Here is a 17,812-nt window from a genome sequence, read left to right on the forward strand (position 1 = left end):
CCAGAGCACCCGTTCCCCCCACGCGCATACCAATCAATACTTCGATGGAACGTAGAGTTCTGGCGGCAGCACCTTGCGCTCGTAGTCCGGATTGAAGACGCGGTTGGGCAGGGTGATCTCCTCGTGCGGCACCTCAGTGTAAGGGATCTGACGCAACAGGTGATCGATGCAGTTCAGCCGTGCCCGCTTCTTGTCGTTGCCTTCGACGATATGCCACGGGGCTTCCGGAATGTTGGTGCGCGCGAAGGTCTCTTCCTTCGCCTTGGTATAGCCTTCCCAGCGGACGCGCGATTGCAGGTCCATCGGCGAAAGCTTCCACTGCTTCAGCGGGTCGTGGATGCGCACGAGGAAGCGCATCTGTTGCTCTTCATCGGTGATCGAGAACCAGTATTTGACAAGCCGGATGCCTGAGCGAACGAGCATGCGTTCGAATTCCGGCACGTCGTTGAAGAACTCCTCGACCTGGTCCTCGCTCGCAAAGCCCATCACCCGCTCCACGCCCGAGCGATTGTACCAGGAGCGGTCGAAAAGAACGATTTCGCCCCCGGCAGGCAGATGCGGGACATAGCGCTGGAAGTACCACTGAGTCTTCTCGCGGTCGGAAGGCGCGGGCAGGGCGACGGCGCGGACAACCCGCGGATTGAGGCGTTGCGTGATGCGCTTGATCACGCCGCCCTTTCCGGCGGAGTCGCGACCCTCGAAGATCACGACGACCTTCTCCTTATTATAGACCACCCAATCCTGAAGCTTGATCAACTCCGCCTGCAGCGAAAGCAGCGCGCGAAAATAGTCGAGCCGCGGGATCGATGCCGGATGGGCGTTGCGATAGATTTTGCGGATCGCGTCTGACAGCGCCGGCTCCGAGAGTTCCAGCTCGTAGTCCTCATCGATGGTGTCGGCCAGTTCGGCTTCGAGCCAATCGGACTGGTTGATGTCGGATATGTTGTTCATAGGCGTTCACCCTCGATGCGTTCGTGGCGCGGTTTGAAACCTGGCGGCATGGCGACGATGTCTCTGAACAGTCGTCATCTTCCAGCAGATCCTTAGTCGGATTTATTCCCTTAGAATGAACCTCCTGTGACACTCGGCGTGGGCTTTGCTGCGTTCGAAGAGTGGTCGCTTTTTGCGTGCGCCCGCCGAGTGAATGAGGGCCGGGCAGTAACCTAGGGGCGGTGTCACATGAACCGCGGATGCGCTTTCATCGAGAACTCGTCTCCCGGCCTTTGTCGTCTCATTTGCCCAGTTTCGGCCGCAAATGATTCGCCCGAAACATGCGCCCATGCCTAAGAATAGGTGACAAATCGCCGCGTGCGAGAGGTTTTTTCAACAGGTGGCAACGTCCATGTGGCCGGCGAGGCGGTCAGGAAAATGTGCTTTGCTAACAAGGGGCAATCAGATTTTGCCCACTCGCCCGAGGCTCCGTTGCTGCGCTCTCGTTGATCACGGATTAACCGTACTGCATTGCAAATCGTGATCGGGGGTGTCATTTTCCGGTCGGGGGTTAATTCAGAGTGATTTCAGAAGGAGACGTAAATGTCCATTTCGCTCAGCAATCTGGATGCATCCAAGGCTACCGCCGTTTCGGCCGTGAATGTAGCCGCTGCTGTACGTGCCGCTCGAGAGGCCGTAGGCTATAGCCTCGACGACCTCGCAGTGACTTGTGGCCTGGTTGTTAATGAGATTGAGGAAATCGAGAGTGGTGAGGATGCTGATCCCGCCAAGCTCAAGCGGATCGCCTCTGCATTGCAGGTGCCGCTCTCATCGTTTGCTCCGATGTGATAATAACCTCAGGGCCGGGCAGGCAGTCGCCCGCCTGGCCTTGCCTCTCCCAAAAACGCCTGCAACACCGCCCTTCATCCTTTCTTAACCATCTCCTCCGAACCGCTGAACGCTCTTGCTCGCGAAGGGTAATTTTACCGCCGCTGATTGTCCGGTGCGTTAGCAACTTCATCGCAAATGTCCGCCCTCGAACGAGCCGGGTGCCTGTGCACTTCGGCGGTTTTGTGTATAGAGGAGAGGGCAATGAGCCGGGCTCGACGCATTGGCGCCACGCGGATTGATTTGAACGAGCTCATCAAGCGTAGCGCGCTTGCCGTCCTTGCCATTCTTGCGGTCTTGCTCCCAGTCCTGAAAGTCAGCTTGGTCAGCGAGTCGGACGATATCGTTCTCGGGGATTTCCGGTTGCTGGGTGGGGCGGCCTATCTGCTGCTGGTGGCCTTTCTGTGCGGCCTTTCTACCGTTGTCATCGATAGCATGCGGGCACATTCGCGCTTCATCGACATGGCCGGATTGATCATCGCGGTCGCGGCCGTCTCGCGCGCTGCCTATAGTCTCAGCGCGAGCCTTATACGCAATCCGATCGCGGTTGATGCACCTCCCCAGAGACTGGATCAGTTGGCGCAAGTCTCCTTGTCCTATGGCAGCGTTCCGCTGTTGCTCATCCTGTTCGGCGCCTTGTGGCAGTCGCGAAAATCCTGGCGCAGCTAAGCGATCGATTGGGATGGAACCGCGCTCGCTCCTTGGACGTTCTAGTCGATAGGAGAAATGCGCATGTCGAAGACGCTTCTATATGGCGCGACCAAGGTGGATGAAGGCAACGAAGCCTATTCCGCCATTGCGAGCCTTGAGCAATTCCAGTGGCGGAACCGTGTCCTTGTCATCTTTGCAGACAAGGGAAACGCGCGGGCTGCTCGCCAGGAAAACCAGTTGCTTGCCGATCGCGATGCCTTGCAGGACCGCGATATGGTCATTCTCAAGATCGTCGGCGGCAGTGTCAGGGAGCTATTCGGCGCTGGCGAAAAGCTGGACGCTGCGGCGATTGCCCGCGATTTGGGTGATCCGACTGCCGGAGAGTTCGCAGCCTTTCTCGTCGGCAAAGATGGAACGGTAAAGCTCAAGGCGAGCGAGCCGGTCACCAGCGCCGAACTGTTTGCGATCATCGACAGCATGCCGGTGCGCGCTGCCGAAGTTGCGGCAGAGAAGCAGCAGACGAGCGAAGAATCTGAGAAGCGCGACTGACCCTGCCGCGTTGACCCGATGTTACAGGAATATGTGGCGCTCGGCGGCCACGAGTTCCTGCAGGAAATCGGAAACGGTACGCACCCGCACGAGGTCGCGTGCGCTTTCATGAAACGTGGTCCAGTACGCTCGCCGGATCGAGATATCGGGCAGGATGCGCACGAGTTCGAGATTCTGCCGGGCAATATAGTCGTGCAGGATGCCGATCCCGGCGCCGGAAAGCACGGCTTCTGTTTGCCCCGTCGCTGAAGAAATCTCGAAGGCGGCGTTCCAGTTCCGCATCACCTCGCCGGTGAAGTTCAGCGATTGGGAAAAGATCAGGTCCTCAACATAGCCGATCCGCCGGTGCTGTTTCAGCGCCTCGACGTTGGCGGGCTGGCCATTAAGTTCGGCATAGCTTCGTGATGCATAAAGGCCGAGCGTGTAGTCGGTGAGCTTGGCCGACACGAGCCGGCCTTGTTCGGGCCGCTCCAGCGTTATGGCGATATCCGCCTCACGCTGTGAAAGCGAGAATGATCGCGGCACCGGCACAAGCTGGATCTTCAGTTCCGGATGACGCTCGATCAGTCGACCCATGCGGGGCGCGAGAAAGGAAACGCCGAAACCGTCGGGCGCTCCCACCCGCACCGTCCCGGCGATTGCCGTATCGGTACGGCCAAGATTTGCCTGCACAGACAGCATTTCGGTTTCCATCCGCTCCGCAGAGGCGAGGAAAACCTCGCCCTCGGCCGTCAGCTCGCAGCCATTTGTGCGGCGGACGAAGAGGCGGCTCTTCAGCGCCTCTTCCAACGAGGTGAGCCGTCGAGAGAGGGTGGCATGGTTGAGCCCCAGACGTTTCGAGGCGGCAAGGATCTGCCCGGTGCGGGCCACGGCCAGGAAAATGCGGACATCGTCCCAGTTCATGGCTTGCCACGCATCATGATCGGGTCGACGTCGATGAGCGTCAGGGACTTCACCATTCCCACGGTTCTGTTCTTGTATTTCAGGAAATGCGGTGTCTGCAGGTGCGCTTCGTAGGCTGCCTGGTTCGCATAGACCTCGAGGATACGGATCTTTTGCGGACTGTCCTTGAGGGAAACGGCGTTCAGCGACAGAACGCCGGGCTCCAGTGCGACAGAGGCCTCGATCTCCTCGGTCAACAGAAGGCGATAGATTTCAAGCTGGTCGGGATCGATTTCGAGCTCGGCCATTCTGACAACCAGTTTCCTGCTCATCGAAGCACTATCTCCTCTTCAGTTTGCATCGACCGTGGTAGTCTAGCGGAGTCCTGCGTGGACCTTGAGAGAAGCATCAGCTCGATCAGCTGGGCTTCAATTTACGCACAACGGTTGCTTATCTCAGCGCATTGATTTGTGCAAATTGAAGTGTGATTGTTTCGGCATCCAAAAACAGGAGGAGGCACATCCATGCGTGAGATCGGTCATTTCATCGGCGGTAAGCACGTCGCCGGCACCAGCGGCCGCACCAGCAACGTCTTCAACCCGGCAACCGGCGAAGTCCAGGCCACTGTGGCGCTGGCAAATGTCGAGGAACTGCGCGCCGCAGTCGAGAACGCCAAGGCCGCTCAGCCAAAGTGGGCGGCGACGAACCCGCAGCGCCGCGCCCGCGTCTTCTTCAAGTTCGTCGAATTGCTGAACAAGCACATGGATGAACTCGCTGTCCTCCTCTCGACCGAGCACGGCAAGACAGTCGAAGATTCCAAGGGCGACATCGTTCGTGGTCTTGAGGTCTGCGAATTCGTCTGTGGTATTCCGCATCTGCAGAAGGGTGAATTCACGGAAGGCGCCGGCCCGGCAATCGACATGTACTCCATGCGCCAGGCGGTCGGCATCGGTGCGGGCATCACCCCGTTCAACTTCCCGGCCATGATCCCGATGTGGATGTTTGCGCCGGCAATAGCCTGCGGCAACGCCTTCATCCTGAAGCCGTCCGAGCGCGACCCGTCCGTGCCGCTGCGTCTCGCCGAACTCATGATCGAAGCAGGCCTCCCGGCAGGCATCCTCAACGTCGTCAATGGCGACAAGGCTGCCGTCGACGCTATCCTGACGGATCCGGATATTGGCGCGGTCTCCTTCGTCGGCTCCACGCCGATTGCCCGCTACGTCTACGGAACGGCCGCCATGAACGGCAAGCGCGCCCAGTGCTTCGGCGGCGCGAAGAACCACATGATCATCATGCCTGATGCAGACATGGACCAGGCCGTCAACGCACTGATGGGCGCAGGTTACGGCTCTGCCGGCGAACGCTGTATGGCGATCTCGGTCGCCGTCCCGGTCGGCGAGGAAACCGCCAATCGCCTCGTCGAAAAGCTGACGCCGAAGATCGAATCGCTGCGTATCGGCCCCTACACGGACGAGAAGGCCGATATGGGTCCGCTCGTTACCAAGGAAGCCTACGCCCGCGTCAACGGACTGATCGATCGTGGCGTCGAGCAGGGTGCAAAGCTCGTCGTCGATGGCCGCGGCTTCAAGCTGCAGGGTTATGAAGACGGATATTTCGTCGGCGGTACGCTGTTCGATCATGTCACGCCGGACATGGATATCTACAAGACGGAGATCTTCGGGCCCGTTCTCTCCGTCGTCCGTGCCAAGAACTACGAGGAAGCGCTCGACCTGCCGATGAAGCACGAATACGGCAACGGTGTCGCGATCTACACCCGCGACGGCGATGCCGCCCGTGACTTCGCCTCGCGCATCAACATCGGCATGATCGGCATCAACGTCCCGATCCCGGTTCCTCTGGCCTATCATTCCTTCGGCGGCTGGAAGGCCTCGAGCTTCGGTGACCTCAACCAGCATGGTTCGGACTCGATCAAGTTCTGGACCAAGACGAAGACGATTACCGCCCGCTGGCCCTCGGGCATCAAGGACGGCGCCGAATTCGTCATGCCGACGATGAAGTAAGACGAACGAACGATGTTATTGAGTTGGGGGCTTCGGCCCCCAATTTGCGTTGAACGTGGTTCTGGCCGTGACCGAAAGTCTCGCGTGACATGATCCCGGGTTCCGGACCAAATAACGTCGCGGCAATCCGTCTCACATAAGATGATTATGATTTTCATATTTTGGAATTGTTCAAAACTAGCAAAGCCACTATATAGACCACGTGTAACTGACGATTCTGGAGATCGGCATGCGTTTGACCAAGCAGACCAACTATGCGGTTCGCATGTTGATGTATTGTGCTGCCAATGAGGGGCAGCTGAGCCGGATTCCGGAGATTGCCAAGGCATACGGTGTTTCCGAACTCTTTCTGTTCAAGATCCTGCAGCCTCTGAACAAGGCAGGGTTGGTCGAGACGGTTCGCGGTCGCAACGGTGGCGTTCGGCTCGGCAAGCCTGCGAAAGACATCAGCCTCTTCGACGTGGTTCGCGTCACGGAAGACAGTTTTGCAATGGCAGAGTGTTTCGAGGATGACGGCATGGTCGAATGCCCGCTTGTCGACAGCTGCGGTTTGAACTCCGCCTTGCGCAAGGCCCTCAACGCTTTCTTCGACGTGCTGGCGCAATATTCGATTGACGACCTCGTCAAGGCGCGGCCGCAGATCAACTTCCTGCTGGGCCTGACCGGCGAGCACGAACGCCGCAAATCCCCCGTCGTGGCACCCGCTGCCTGATCGGCGATGACGAAATTTTGATCCGGCCGCGGCAGCGTCAAATGCCGCGGCCGTTCCGTTCTAGGGGAGTTTTTTGTCGGGAGTTTCGCGTGACGCGTGTGTGAAAAGGTCGCAGCTGGCGCGAAATTATACCAAATGCGACAAGAATCACGTTTATTCAGTCCGTTTATTTCTAAGTGCGGCCCATTTTTGGCGGAAAATTACTAAAGTTGCCCATCTGGAAGAATTTTCCACTTCGGTCGTTGATTTCAGCAAACAAATGTCGTTCCATCTGCCGTCATTCCGGGTTCCCCGGGATCTCAAATAAAAGAACAAACCTGGGAAACGATATCATGAAAAAGATGTCTGTCTTGCTGGCCGCGACGGTCCTGGCTTCGGCCATGGCATCCGCAGCCTGGTCTAAAACGCTCGTTTACTGCTCTGAAGGGTCGCCGGAAGGCTTCGATCCGGGCATTTATACCGCAGGCACCACCTTCGATGCCTCCTCGCGTACGGTTTACAGCCGTCTCGTCGAGTTCCAACATGGCAAGACCGAAATTGAGCCGGGCCTGGCCGAAAGCTGGACGGTTTCCGACGACGGTACGGTCTACACCTTCAAGCTGCGTCCGGGCGTCAAGTTCCAGACGACCGAATTCTTCACGCCGAGCCGCGATCTGAACGCTGACGACGTCGTCTTCTCGTTCGAGCGCCAGCTGAAGGCTGACGGCCCCTGGGCCAAGTACGTTGCCGGCGTTTCATACGAATATGCCGCGGGCATGGGCTTCCCGGAACTCATCAAGTCCGTCGAGAAGGTCGACGACCTGACCGTCAAGTTCACCCTGAACCATCCGGAAGCACCGTTCCTCGCCGACCTGGCAATGGACTTCGCGTCCGTCCTGTCGAAGGAATATGCTGACAAGCTGCAGGCTGACGGTAAGATGGAACAGATGAACCAGATGCCGCTCGGCACCGGTCCGTACACCTTCGTTGCCTACCAGCCGGATGCTGTCATCCGCTACAAGGCCAACGAAACCTACTTCAAGGGCAAGGAAAAGATCGACGATCTCGTGTTCGCGATCACCCCGGACGCTTCCGTCCGCGCTCAGAAGCTGAAGGCCGGCGAATGCCACATCATGCCGTATCCGAACGCGGCTGACATCAAGGACCTGCAGACGGACTCGAACCTGAAGGTTCTGGAACAGCCAGGCCTGAACGTTTCCTATCTCGCGTACAACACGCTCCAGGCTCCGTTCGACAAGGCCGAAGTGCGCAAGGCGCTGAACATGGCGATCAACAAGCAGGCGATTGTGCAGGCCGTCTTCCAGGGTGCTGGCCAGGTTGCCAAGAACCCGATCCCGCCGACGATGTGGTCGTATAACGACGACATCAAGGATGACGTATACAACCCGGACGAAGCAAAGAAGATGCTCGAAAAGGCTGGCGTCAAGGATCTCAGCATGAAGATCTGGGCTATGCCGGTTTCGCGTCCGTACATGCTGAACGCACGTCGCGCCGCTGAACTGATGCAGGCTGACCTTGCCAAGGTCGGCGTCAAGGTCGACATCGTCACCCACGAATGGGCTGAATACCTCAAGCTCTCCAAGGACAAGGCCCGTGACGGCGCTGCGATCCTCGGCTGGACCGGCGATAACGGCGACCCGGACAACTTCCTTGACACCCTGCTCGGCTGCGAAGCCGTCGGCGGCAACAACCGTGCACAGTGGTGCAACAAGGAATTCGACGATCTCGTGAAGAAGGCCAAGAAGACCGCTGACGTCGCAGAGCGCACCAAGCTCTACGAACAGGCGCAGGTCGTCTTCAAAAAGGAAGCTCCGTGGGCGACGATCGATCACTCCACGGAATTCGTACCGATGAGCGCCAAGGTTTCCGGCTACGTGCAGGATCCGGTTGGTGTTCACCGTTTCGACGGCGTTGATATCGCCGAGTAATCAAAATTATGCAAAGATGCCCGGCAATCCCGGGCTTGGCCGGCGGTCAGGTTTGATACCTGACCGCCGGAACACTATGGACACTTGCCAATGTTGCGATTTCTCATCGGACGCCTCGCGATCCTGATCCCAACCTTCATCGGCGTTTCACTCATCGCCTTCTCGTTCATCCGCTTGCTGCCCGGTGACCCGGTCATGCTGATGTCGGGCGAGCGCGTGATGGCGCCGGAACGCCATGCCCAGGTCATGCATGATCTCGGCCTCGATCGACCCGTCTATGTTCAATACCTGGATTACCTCGGTAACGTGGTGCAGGGTGATCTGGGCTCGTCGATCGTTACCAAGCGCCCGGTTCTGCAGGAGTTCGGCTCGCTCTTTCCGGCGACGCTTGAGCTTTCGCTTTGTGCGATCATTTTTGCCATCGTTCTTGGCATTCCCGCCGGCGTCTTCGCCGCGGTCAAGCGAGGAACCTGGTTCGACCAGAGCGTGATGGGCGTTGCCCTCGTCGGCTACTCAATGCCGATCTTCTGGTGGGGCCTGCTGCTCATCGTTCTCTTCTCGAACACGCTGCATTGGACACCCGTGTCCGGCCGCATTTCGCTGATGTATTTCTTCAAGCCGGTCACCGGCTTCATGCTGATCGACAGCCTGCTCTCCGGCCAGGCCGGTGCATTCAAGTCGGCGTTCGTTTCGCTCATTCTGCCGACGATCGTTCTCGGCACCATTCCGCTTGCGGTCATCGCGCGACAGACGCGCTCGGCCATGCTGGAAGTGCTCGGCGAAGATTATGTTCGCACCGCGCGCTCCAAGGGTCTCGCCCCCATCCGCGTCGTTGGCCTGCACGCGCTTCGCAACGCGATGATCCCGGTCGTGACGTCGATTGGTCTGCAGGTCGGCGTGTTGCTCGGCGGCGCGATCCTGACAGAAACGATCTTCTCCTGGCCTGGTATCGGCAAGTGGATGGTCGATGCGGTCTTCAAGCGCGACTACACCGTCGTTCAAGGTGGCCTGCTGCTCATCGCCGGCATCATCATGATCGTCAATCTGATCGTCGACCTCATGTACGGTCTGATCAACCCACGTATTCGTCACTAGGAGCGGCTTATGAGTGCGATAACCACCAAGTCGACCCAGCCGTCAGCGCTCTCTGAGTTCTGGTACTATTTCTCTCGCAACAAGGGTGCCGTCATCGGCTTCGGCATCTTCCTGCTCGTGCTTTTGACAGCGATCTTCGCGCCGTTGATTGCCCCGCATGATCCGAACGTTCCTTTCGACGGCATGCAGCGCGTCCCGCCGGTTTGGTCGGACAAGGGCAATCCGATGTTCCTGCTCGGAACGGATGCCGTCGGTCGCGATATGCTGTCGCGCCTCATCTATGGCACGCGCTTCTCGCTGTTCATCGGCCTCGTCGTCGCCTCGCTGTCGGCTGTCGCCGGCGTGCTGCTCGGCCTCGTTGCAGGCTATTTCCGCGGCCGCGTCGACACCTTCATCATGCGCGTCATGGATATCATCCTGGCATTCCCTTCGCTGCTGCTGGCCCTCGTGCTGGTCGCCGTTCTGGGACCGGGCCTGCTCAATGCCATGATCGCCATCTCGATCGTCAACCAGCCGCATTTCGTGCGACTGACGCGCGCCGCCGTCATCAGCGAACGCGAAAAGGAATATGTCGTAGCGTCGCGCGTCGCGGGCGCCGGCACCTTCCGTCTGATGTTCAAGACGATCCTGCCGAACTGCCTGGCTCCGCTGATCGTTCAGGCAACGCTCGCATTCTCCGCCGCGATCCTTGATGCCGCAGCCCTCGGCTTCCTCGGAATGGGCGCCCAGCCTCCGACATCGGAGTGGGGCACGATGCTTGCCGATGCGCGCGAATTCTTCCAGAGCTCCCCGTGGCTCGTCACTTTCCCGGGTCTTTGCATCCTGATCACCGTTCTTGCCATCAATCTGATGGGCGACGGCCTGCGCGATGCGCTCGACCCCAAGCTGAAGAGGTCCTGATATGGCACTTCTTGAAATCGAAAATCTCGCCGTTGAGTTTCAGACGTCCACGGGCCCGTTTCGCGCAGTTGATGGCGTGTCGCTCAAGGTGGATGCGGGTGAAGTCCTGGCAATCGTCGGAGAATCCGGATCCGGCAAGTCGGTCTCCATGCTCGCGGCGATGGGCCTTCTGCCCTGGACGGCAAAGGTAACGGCCGACAAGATGGTCTTCGACGGCCGCAACCTGCTTGGCATGTCGGCGAGCGAGCGGCGCAAGATCATTGGCAAGGATATGTCGATGATCTTCCAGGAGCCGATCGCCAGCCTCAATCCCTGTTTTACCGTCGGCTTCCAGATCGAAGAAGTTCTGCGAATCCATCTGGGGCTGGACAAGGCTGCACGGCGCAAGCGCGCCATCGAGCTGTTCGAGGCCGTTGGTATTCCCAATCCTGCCGAGCGCCTCGGCCATTTCCCGCACCAGATGTCGGGTGGTCAGTGCCAGCGCGTCATGATCGCCATCGCAATCGCCTGCAATCCGAAGCTCTTGATTGCCGATGAGCCGACCACTGCGCTCGACGTCACCATTCAGAAGCAGATCCTTGATCTCCTGATGCGGCTGCAGACGGAGCACCGCATGGGCCTGATCATGATCACGCACAACATGGGCGTTGTCGCCGAGACAGCCGATCGCGTGATCGTGCAGTATAAGGGCCGCAAGATGGAAGAGGCCGACGTCCTGTCGCTCTTCGAGTCGCCCAAGAGCGATTACACGAGAGCGCTGCTTGCCGCCCTGCCGGAAAATGCCACCGGTGATCGACTGCCGACCATCGGCGAAATTTTCAAGGGAGCGGCCCAATGACGCCAGTCCTCGAAGCAAAGAACATTGTCCGCAACTATTATCTGCCGGGCGGTCTCTTCAAGAAGGAGAGAACCGTACACGCCGTCAAGGGTGTGAGCTTCAAGGTAGAGCAGGGCAAGACGCTGGCGATCGTCGGCGAAAGCGGTTGCGGCAAGTCGACGCTCGCCCGCATCGTCACGATGATCGATCCGGCGAGCGGTGGCGATCTCTTCATCGACGGCAAGAAGGTCGATATCGCTGCAGGCGATCTGACACCGGAAATTCGCCGCAAGGTGCAGATTGTCTTCCAGAACCCCTACGGCTCGCTGAACCCGCGCAAGAAGATCGGCGACATTCTGATGGAGCCCCTGATCATCAACACCGATACGGCCGCCGCTGAGCGGCGCGAATTGGCGATGGCGATGCTCAAGAAGGTCGGCCTGCAGGAGATCCATTTCAATCGCTATCCGCACATGTTCTCCGGCGGCCAGCGCCAGCGTATCGCGATCGCCCGCGCTTTGATGCTGAAGCCGCGGCTTCTGGTTCTCGATGAGCCAGTGTCTGCACTCGACCTTTCGGTCCAGGCTCAGGTTCTCAATCTGCTCGCGGATTTGCAGGACGAGCTGAACCTCACATATGTCTTCATCAGCCACGATCTCTCGGTCGTCCGCTATATGGCCGACGACGTCATGGTGATGTATTTCGGTGAAGCTGTGGAGTATGGCGCGCGGGATCAGGTTTTCAACGATCCGCAGCACAGCTATACGAAGACCTTGTTTGCGGCCACGCCGCGCGCGGATGTTGACACCATCAAGGCTCGCCTTGCGCGCAAGAGTGCGACACTCGCTGCTTCATAAGGTCGTCGTTCTCCCGTCCCCGGGAGTGCCGGAACGCTGAGAGAGACAAGCAATGCCAGAGACCAACGGAACCCCTTACGCCATCATCGTCATGGGGGTCAGTGGTTGCGGCAAGTCCTCGATCGGCCTGAAGATTTCGGACGCCCTCGGCATGCAATTTGTCGAGGGCGACCAGCTGCATCCTGCATCGAATGTCGAGAAGATGTCGAAGGGCATTCCCTTGACGGATGACGACCGGATGCCTTGGCTCGACCTCATCGGTCAGACAATGAAAGCGTCGCTTGATCGTGGGCAGGGCGTCATCGTTTCCTGCTCGGCGTTGAAGCGCATCTATCGCGACCGGCTGCGCAAGGCGGTGAATGGAAAACTCTGTTTTGTCTATCTGTCAGGCTCGAAGGAGCTGCTCACGAAGCGGATGGGTGAGCGCAAGGGTCACTTCATGCCTGCATCCTTGCTGGAAAGCCAACTCGCGACACTCGAAGTGCCGACCGGCGAGCTCGGCGTCGTGACCGTCGATATCGACAATACAATCGAAGGGATGGCGGAAACGGCGCTCCGCGATCTCAAGTCTTTGGGCGTTGTTTAGCCGTCGGTCCGCAGCAGGACCTTCATCTCGAAGAAGAAATAGGGCCGCAGGCGAACGCCGATGACATTGCCGGCAAACGCGGCCACGGCCCAGAGATAGCCATGCAGGCTGCCCGACGAGATGCCGGAGAAATAGGCGCCGATGTTACAACCGTAGGCGATGCGTGCGCCGTATCCGAGCAGCAGGCCGCCGATCACAGCAGCTAGAACCGAACGCAGCGGAATATCCCAGCTCGGTGCAAATCGACCGGCGAGCGACGAGGCGAGCACTGCACCTGCAATGATGCCGAAATCCATGACGGAGGTGATATCCGCAAAGACGCTGTCGGCCAGCGCCTTGGCATTGGCGGGCGTCTGCCAATAAGCCCAGGCGGTCGGGTCAATGCCGATGATCTGTGCGCCCTTGGCGCCCCAAAGTGCAAAAGCCGAGGTGATGCCCCAGGGGCGACCGGCGATCGACAGAGTCACGAAGTTCAGCAAGGCAAGGGCAACAGCGCCGAGGACAAGCGGCCACGGTCCGCGCAGGAAACGCGAAAAGCCGCGGCGCGGGGAGGGCGCTTCCTTTTCGAGCGAGCCGTGCCAGCGCTTCTCGACGACAACAGTCAGTACTGCGATCGCTGCAAAGATGATCAGCGAGACCGCGATGCCGCCGATGGCGCCAAAGCTCTGTACCAGCGAGGTCGGTGGAAGTGACGGCAGGCTCACCCACCAGTCGAAATTCACGGTGCCGAGCACCGAGCCGACGATAAAGAAGAACAGGGTGATGAGCATCCGCGCATTTCCGCCGCCGGCGGTAAACAGCGTACCGGAAGCGCAGCCGCCGCCGAGCTGCATGCCGATCCCGAACATGAAGGCGCCGACGAGCACGCCGATGCCTGCGGGCGACACCGAACCCTTGACCTCATGGCCGAACAGCGTGCCGCTCGCCAGGAACGGAAAGAACAGCACGACGGCGATCGCCAGCAGGATCATCTGCACGCGCAGGCCGCGTCCGCGACCATCCATGATGAAGACGCGCCATGCGGAGGTGAAGCCGAAGGCGGCGTGATAGAGGGCAATGCCGAGGGCGCCGCCGACAAGGAACAGTGCGCCCTGAGCCGGGCCGTGATAGTAGCCGAGCAGTAGTGTGCCGAGGACAAGAACGACGAGCGCGCCGAGACCCGGCGTGCCGAGCGGGGGCTGCCGTGTCTCGAGGGCGGGGGAGGAGGCAATAGACATGTTGGATTTCCTGAGAGTTTCCCTCGTCTTATAGGGAACTCGGCGTAAACGTTGGAGGAATCAGGTCCTCCTTTCCGCCGGTCTGGCGGATTGTTGTCCTTCTATGAGCCTGTTTGGTATGCGTGCGTTGCTTATGGGTTGAAGCGCTGCGGCGAATAGGCCGAAATATCGATGAACGGTGCCTCGCCGGTGATCGCTTCCGCCAGGGCGCGGCCGGTGACAGGCCCGAGCGTCAACCCGTGATGAGCGTGGCCGAATGCGAACCACAGCCCGTCGTGCCGGGGCGCCTTACCGATGATAGGCATCATGTCGGGCGTGCACGGTCGGGCGCCCATCCACGGCTCCGGATCGAGCCGCTCGCCGAGCGGAAAGACTGTGCGTGCCACCTTCTCGGCGCGATCGAGCTGCACCGGTGTCTTCGGAGCATCGAGTGCCGCGAATTCCGCACCTGTTGTCAGCCGGATGCCCCGGCTCATAGGTGCGAGGAAATAACCGCGCTCGGCATCGAGCGTCCAGTTGTTGAGGGTCGCATCGCCTGCCGCGGCATAATGCATGTGATAGCCTCGCTTGACGCCGAGCGGGAAGGCATAGCCGAGCCGACGTGTTGCAACAGCAGCCCAGGGGCCGAGCGCCAAAACCGCATCTTCCGCGTCCAGAGCCCCCTCGCTGGTGACCACCCGCCAGCTCGAGCCGGAGCGACCGAGCGAATTGGCGTCGCCAGTGACACACCTTCCGCCCAGACTCTCGAAGTAGGTGCGGTAGGCCATCGTCAAACCGTGCGGATCGAGTACGGACCAAGGATCGCGCCACCGCAGGCCGCCGACGAAATCTCCCTTGATATGAGGCTCCAGCCGCGCGACGGCTGCGGCGTCCAACTGCTCGTGCATGACGCCGAACTCGGCTCTAAGGCGCTCTGCCTCGGCAAATTCCGCGTCGCGCCGGCCAGCCGTGCGGAAAATCTCCATCCAGCCGTTCTTGCGAATCAGGTGCTGTGCATTGGACGCTTCGATCAGATCATTGTGCTCCGAGATCGAGTGCTCGATCAGCGGGGCATAGGCGCGGGAGATCATCTCATGGCGTTTCGCGCCGGAATTCCACCAGTAGCGCGCAAGGAAGGCGAGCTGTCCGGGCAGCGCCTTGAGGTGGTAGTGAGCGTCGATCCGGTTGTTGAAAGCGTAGCGGATCAGAAGCCCGAGTTGCTGCGGAAAACCGTACGGCACGACGCCTTCGCGTTGAATGAGCCCGGCATTCCCGAACGAGGTCTCCTTGCCTGGGGCCTTGCGGTCGATCAGCGTCACCTGCCGACCCCTGCGCTGCAGATGAATGGCCGTCGACACGCCGACGATACCGGCGCCCAGTACAATCGCATTCTTTGTCATTGCCGTACATTCCAGCTATTCCAAGCAATGAAAATGCAACTACGGCAGGCTGCACGCAAACGAAAAATGTCGTTTTATTTCAAAAACATTGTCGTTCTGAGTGCCTGTTTTTCGGCTTTGATGCGGACGTAAAGTACGGCCGCGTTCAGCACTGAAAATGTCGCCGCGTAGAGGGGCATCCCGAAGGCAAGCGGAAGGACGGCGATTTCGCCAGCCACGATGACATAGTTCGGATGAGCCATGAATCGGTAGGGTCCGCTGCTGACGAGCGGAGCGCCCGGGAGAACGATGATGCGTGTTGTCCACCGCCCCTTGAGCGTGCCGATGACCCAGAGCCGGCCAGCCTGCAAAACCATGAAGACGGCAAACCAGATTGCGTCGACCGGACGACCGATCGCCAGCAGCCACAATCCGGCGATCCAACAGCCGTGCAGAGCTACCATGAAAGGATAGTGCTGCGGCGCGACCTCTTTCGCGCCGCTGTTTAGAAGCACCCGCGTATTGTGGCGGGCAAGGGCGAGTTCCGCGAGGCGCTGTGCGGTCACGAAGGCGAGCAATGCAAGGGAGAGCCACATCATGCCGCTCTCTTCAAGGTCACGCAGCTGGCGGAGAAACCCGGTCCTAGGGCGACCATCGCGCTGCGTTCCGGCAATCCCTCCTTCAAGGCGCGCTCCAGCACGAAGAGGATCGTCGGCGAGGACATGTTTCCGTATTCCGCAAGCACCGCGCGCTCGTGATCCAGGGTTCCCGATTCTAGCGACAGCGCGCTCTCCAGGGCCATAAGCACCCTCGCGCCGCCGGGATGGCAGATGAAGCGACCTATATCGCGACGAGAGAGACCGTTTCTCGCCAATATCCCGTCGACGGCCGGGCCGAGTTCCGTCTCGGCAAAGGGCGGTAGCGATTGAGCGAGAACCACGCCGAAGCCGGTGTCGTCGATCTTCCAGCCCATGATACCGAGCGTATCGGGGAAAAGATGCTCCCCCGTCGACTCGACTTCGGCCTTACCCTCTCGCCCCGCCCGGAGAATGCAGGCGGCCGCGCCATCGCCGAAAAGTGCCGTGGCGATGATGTTTGCGCGCGTCAGCTCGTCCAGCCGGAAAGCCAGAGTGCAAAGTTCTATTGCCACGAAAAGCACCGTTGCGCCCGGCCGATCGCGGGCAAATCGCGAGGCGATGGCGAACCCGGAAACACCTGCTGCGCAGCCGAGTCCGAAAACGGGAACGCGTTCGATGTCCGAGCGGAAGCCCATTTTCTCTGCGAGCTGTGCATCGAGGCTCGGTGTAGCAATGCCCGTGGACGAGATGGTGACGATGCAGTCGACGTCGCATCCCTTTAGACCGGCCTGCTTGAGTGCATGGGTGGCCGTCTCGAAAAACAGGCTGCGCGCGACTTCGCCATAAGCCTCCATTCTGTCTTGCCAACCGTGCGGCTCGATGAACCATTCCAGCGGACGGGCGGCATAACGTCTCTTGATGCCGGCATTCTCGAAGACGCTTGCCAAATGCGAAAAATCCTTGAAGCGGGACGAAAACAGGCGCGCAGAGGTTTCCGCCGCCTCCTTTTGCGTGATGACGTGCTCCGGCGTCGCGACGGCAAGACTCAACAGTTTTACGGTATCACTCACGGGATGCTCCTTTTGCCCGGCGCGTGAGCGGCTAACACGTCAGGCCCGCATTTATTCGCCCGCACCGAGATCGCAAGGTGCAAAAAAGAAGAACACGCAATCGAATAAAGTGCCAGTCAACGGTGTTCATTCGCCGCCAACGTCATTTTCGTAGGAGATATCCCATGACGATCGCGACTGTTCGTATTGCTTCCATCCTGGTCGGCGGCTGCATTGCCGCGTTTGCACTCTCCACGCCCGCATTTTCGATTAACGGCGGCAGCAGCAGCGGCGGCAGCAGTAGCGGATCCAGCGGGTCCAGCGGCTCCGGAGGTAGGAGCAGCGAAAGCACCATGCCGACCTGCAAGAAGGGCCAGATGTACGACAAGAGGACGAAGAGGTGCGTCAAACAGAGCAGCGCCAACGTGACGGAAGAAAACCGCACGGACTACGCCTATTCGCTGGCAAAGGCCGGACGCTATGAAGAAGCGCTTGCCATGCTCGATACGCTGAAGGATCCGAATACCGCCGAGGCTCTGAACTATCGCGGCTACGCCACCCGCAAGCTCGGCCGCACGGATGAAGGCATTTCCTACTACCTGAAGTCCGTTGAGCTTGATCCCAAATACGCGCAGGTTCGTGAATATCTCGGCGAAGCCTACGTCATCAAGGGTCGGCTCGATCTTGCCAAGGAGCAGCTGGAAACAATCAAAACGATCTGCGGCACCGATTGCGAGGCGTATCGCGATCTGAACGAAGCGATCCTCAAGCCTTGACCATTGAAGAACAGCGGG

The 17,812-nt window shown here is 59.5% G+C and carries 19 protein-coding genes; 12 read left to right on the forward strand and 7 right to left on the reverse strand.

Annotated elements, in window-relative coordinates; all coding sequences use genetic code 11:
* Nucleotides 1-33: 33 nt before the first annotated feature.
* Complete coding sequence (ppk2, locus tag AS026_RS36830) at nucleotides 34-951, reverse strand: polyphosphate kinase 2 (RefSeq protein ID WP_018856849.1); 918 nt, start codon at nucleotides 949-951, stop codon at nucleotides 34-36.
* A 582-nt stretch (nucleotides 952-1,533) separates the two neighbouring features.
* Here ppk2 and AS026_RS36835 point away from each other — a divergent pair.
* The 3 genes from AS026_RS36835 to AS026_RS36845 all read left to right on the forward strand — a co-directional run bounded on the left by AS026_RS36835 (nucleotide 1,534) and on the right by AS026_RS36845 (nucleotide 3,018).
* On the forward strand, nucleotides 1,534-1,779 hold the full coding sequence (locus tag AS026_RS36835; RefSeq protein ID WP_018856850.1) for a helix-turn-helix domain-containing protein: 246 nt from the start codon (nucleotides 1,534-1,536) through the stop codon (nucleotides 1,777-1,779).
* 243 nt (nucleotides 1,780-2,022) lie between these two features.
* Nucleotides 2,023-2,487, forward strand: a complete 465-nt coding sequence (locus AS026_RS36840) for a hypothetical protein (protein WP_018856851.1) — start codon at nucleotides 2,023-2,025, stop codon at nucleotides 2,485-2,487.
* Between the two features lie 63 nt (nucleotides 2,488-2,550).
* Entirely contained in the window at nucleotides 2,551-3,018 is a 468-nt protein-coding gene (locus tag AS026_RS36845) for a DUF4174 domain-containing protein (protein WP_062375960.1), read from the forward strand.
* Nucleotides 3,019-3,039: 21 nt separating this feature from the next.
* On the opposite strand, the gene AS026_RS36850 is transcribed toward AS026_RS36845, so the two are convergent.
* Both AS026_RS36850 and AS026_RS36855 read right to left on the reverse strand, forming a co-directional pair.
* A complete protein-coding gene (locus AS026_RS36850; protein ID WP_062375965.1) occupies nucleotides 3,040-3,921 on the reverse strand; it encodes a LysR family transcriptional regulator in 882 nt (293 codons plus the stop codon).
* Nucleotides 3,918-4,232, reverse strand: coding sequence for a putative quinol monooxygenase (locus AS026_RS36855; protein ID WP_062375969.1), 315 nt, complete (start codon nucleotides 4,230-4,232; stop codon nucleotides 3,918-3,920). The genes AS026_RS36850 and AS026_RS36855 overlap by 4 nt, the downstream gene beginning before the upstream one ends.
* Before the next feature lie 192 nt (nucleotides 4,233-4,424).
* On the opposite strand from AS026_RS36855, the gene AS026_RS36860 reads away from it, so the two are divergent.
* The 8 genes from AS026_RS36860 (at nucleotide 4,425) to AS026_RS36895 (ending at nucleotide 12,816) form a co-directional block, all read left to right on the forward strand.
* A complete protein-coding gene (locus AS026_RS36860; RefSeq protein WP_018856855.1) occupies nucleotides 4,425-5,921 on the forward strand; it encodes a CoA-acylating methylmalonate-semialdehyde dehydrogenase in 1,497 nt (498 codons plus the stop codon).
* A gap of 229 nt (nucleotides 5,922-6,150) precedes the next feature.
* Complete coding sequence (gene rirA / locus AS026_RS36865; protein ID WP_018856856.1) at nucleotides 6,151-6,633, forward strand: iron-responsive transcriptional regulator RirA; 483 nt, start codon at nucleotides 6,151-6,153, stop codon at nucleotides 6,631-6,633.
* Nucleotides 6,634-6,965: 332 nt separating this feature from the next.
* Nucleotides 6,966-8,561, forward strand: coding sequence for an ABC transporter substrate-binding protein (locus AS026_RS36870; RefSeq protein ID WP_018856857.1), 1,596 nt, complete (start codon nucleotides 6,966-6,968; stop codon nucleotides 8,559-8,561).
* Nucleotides 8,562-8,651: 90 nt separating this feature from the next.
* Complete coding sequence (locus tag AS026_RS36875) at nucleotides 8,652-9,656, forward strand: ABC transporter permease subunit (RefSeq protein ID WP_016552833.1); 1,005 nt, start codon at nucleotides 8,652-8,654, stop codon at nucleotides 9,654-9,656.
* A 9-nt stretch (nucleotides 9,657-9,665) separates the two neighbouring features.
* Nucleotides 9,666-10,556, forward strand: a complete 891-nt coding sequence (locus tag AS026_RS36880; RefSeq protein WP_018856858.1) for an ABC transporter permease subunit — start codon at nucleotides 9,666-9,668, stop codon at nucleotides 10,554-10,556.
* A 1-nt stretch (nucleotide 10,557) separates the two neighbouring features.
* The gene (locus AS026_RS36885; RefSeq protein WP_018856859.1) at nucleotides 10,558-11,394 is read left to right on the forward strand and encodes an ABC transporter ATP-binding protein; all 837 of its coding nucleotides are present in this window, start codon (nucleotides 10,558-10,560) and stop codon (nucleotides 11,392-11,394) included.
* Nucleotides 11,391-12,230: a dipeptide ABC transporter ATP-binding protein gene (locus AS026_RS36890; RefSeq protein WP_062375973.1), complete on the forward strand. Its 840-nt coding sequence runs from the start codon at nucleotides 11,391-11,393 to the stop codon at nucleotides 12,228-12,230. Before AS026_RS36885 ends, AS026_RS36890 begins: the two co-directional genes overlap by 4 nt.
* 52 nt (nucleotides 12,231-12,282) lie before the next feature.
* The gene (locus tag AS026_RS36895; protein WP_062375977.1) at nucleotides 12,283-12,816 is read left to right on the forward strand and encodes a gluconokinase; all 534 of its coding nucleotides are present in this window, start codon (nucleotides 12,283-12,285) and stop codon (nucleotides 12,814-12,816) included.
* Here the strand turns inward: AS026_RS36895 and AS026_RS36900 are convergent.
* The 4 genes from AS026_RS36900 to AS026_RS36915 form a co-directional block, all read right to left on the reverse strand.
* Nucleotides 12,813-14,033, reverse strand: a complete 1,221-nt coding sequence (locus AS026_RS36900; protein WP_062375981.1) for a YeeE/YedE family protein — start codon at nucleotides 14,031-14,033, stop codon at nucleotides 12,813-12,815. The genes AS026_RS36895 and AS026_RS36900 overlap by 4 nt on opposite strands.
* Before the next feature lie 131 nt (nucleotides 14,034-14,164).
* Complete coding sequence (locus tag AS026_RS36905; protein ID WP_025659486.1) at nucleotides 14,165-15,412, reverse strand: NAD(P)/FAD-dependent oxidoreductase; 1,248 nt, start codon at nucleotides 15,410-15,412, stop codon at nucleotides 14,165-14,167.
* A 74-nt stretch (nucleotides 15,413-15,486) separates the two neighbouring features.
* A complete protein-coding gene (locus AS026_RS36910; protein WP_062375985.1) occupies nucleotides 15,487-15,990 on the reverse strand; it encodes an isoprenylcysteine carboxyl methyltransferase family protein in 504 nt (167 codons plus the stop codon).
* On the reverse strand, nucleotides 15,987-17,039 hold the full coding sequence (locus tag AS026_RS36915; protein WP_018856865.1) for a type III polyketide synthase: 1,053 nt from the start codon (nucleotides 17,037-17,039) through the stop codon (nucleotides 15,987-15,989). Before AS026_RS36915 ends, AS026_RS36910 begins: the two co-directional genes overlap by 4 nt.
* Before the next feature lie 164 nt (nucleotides 17,040-17,203).
* Between AS026_RS36915 and AS026_RS36920 the strand changes: the two genes are divergently transcribed.
* Nucleotides 17,204-17,794 carry a tetratricopeptide repeat protein gene (locus tag AS026_RS36920; protein WP_062375989.1) on the forward strand — a complete coding sequence of 197 codons (591 nt, stop codon included), beginning with the start codon at nucleotides 17,204-17,206 and terminating at the stop codon, nucleotides 17,792-17,794.
* The last annotated feature ends 18 nt before the right edge of the window (nucleotides 17,795-17,812 follow it).

Source organism: Rhizobium altiplani (assembly GCF_001542405.1).
GTDB classification, from domain to species: domain Bacteria; phylum Pseudomonadota; class Alphaproteobacteria; order Rhizobiales; family Rhizobiaceae; genus Rhizobium; species Rhizobium altiplani.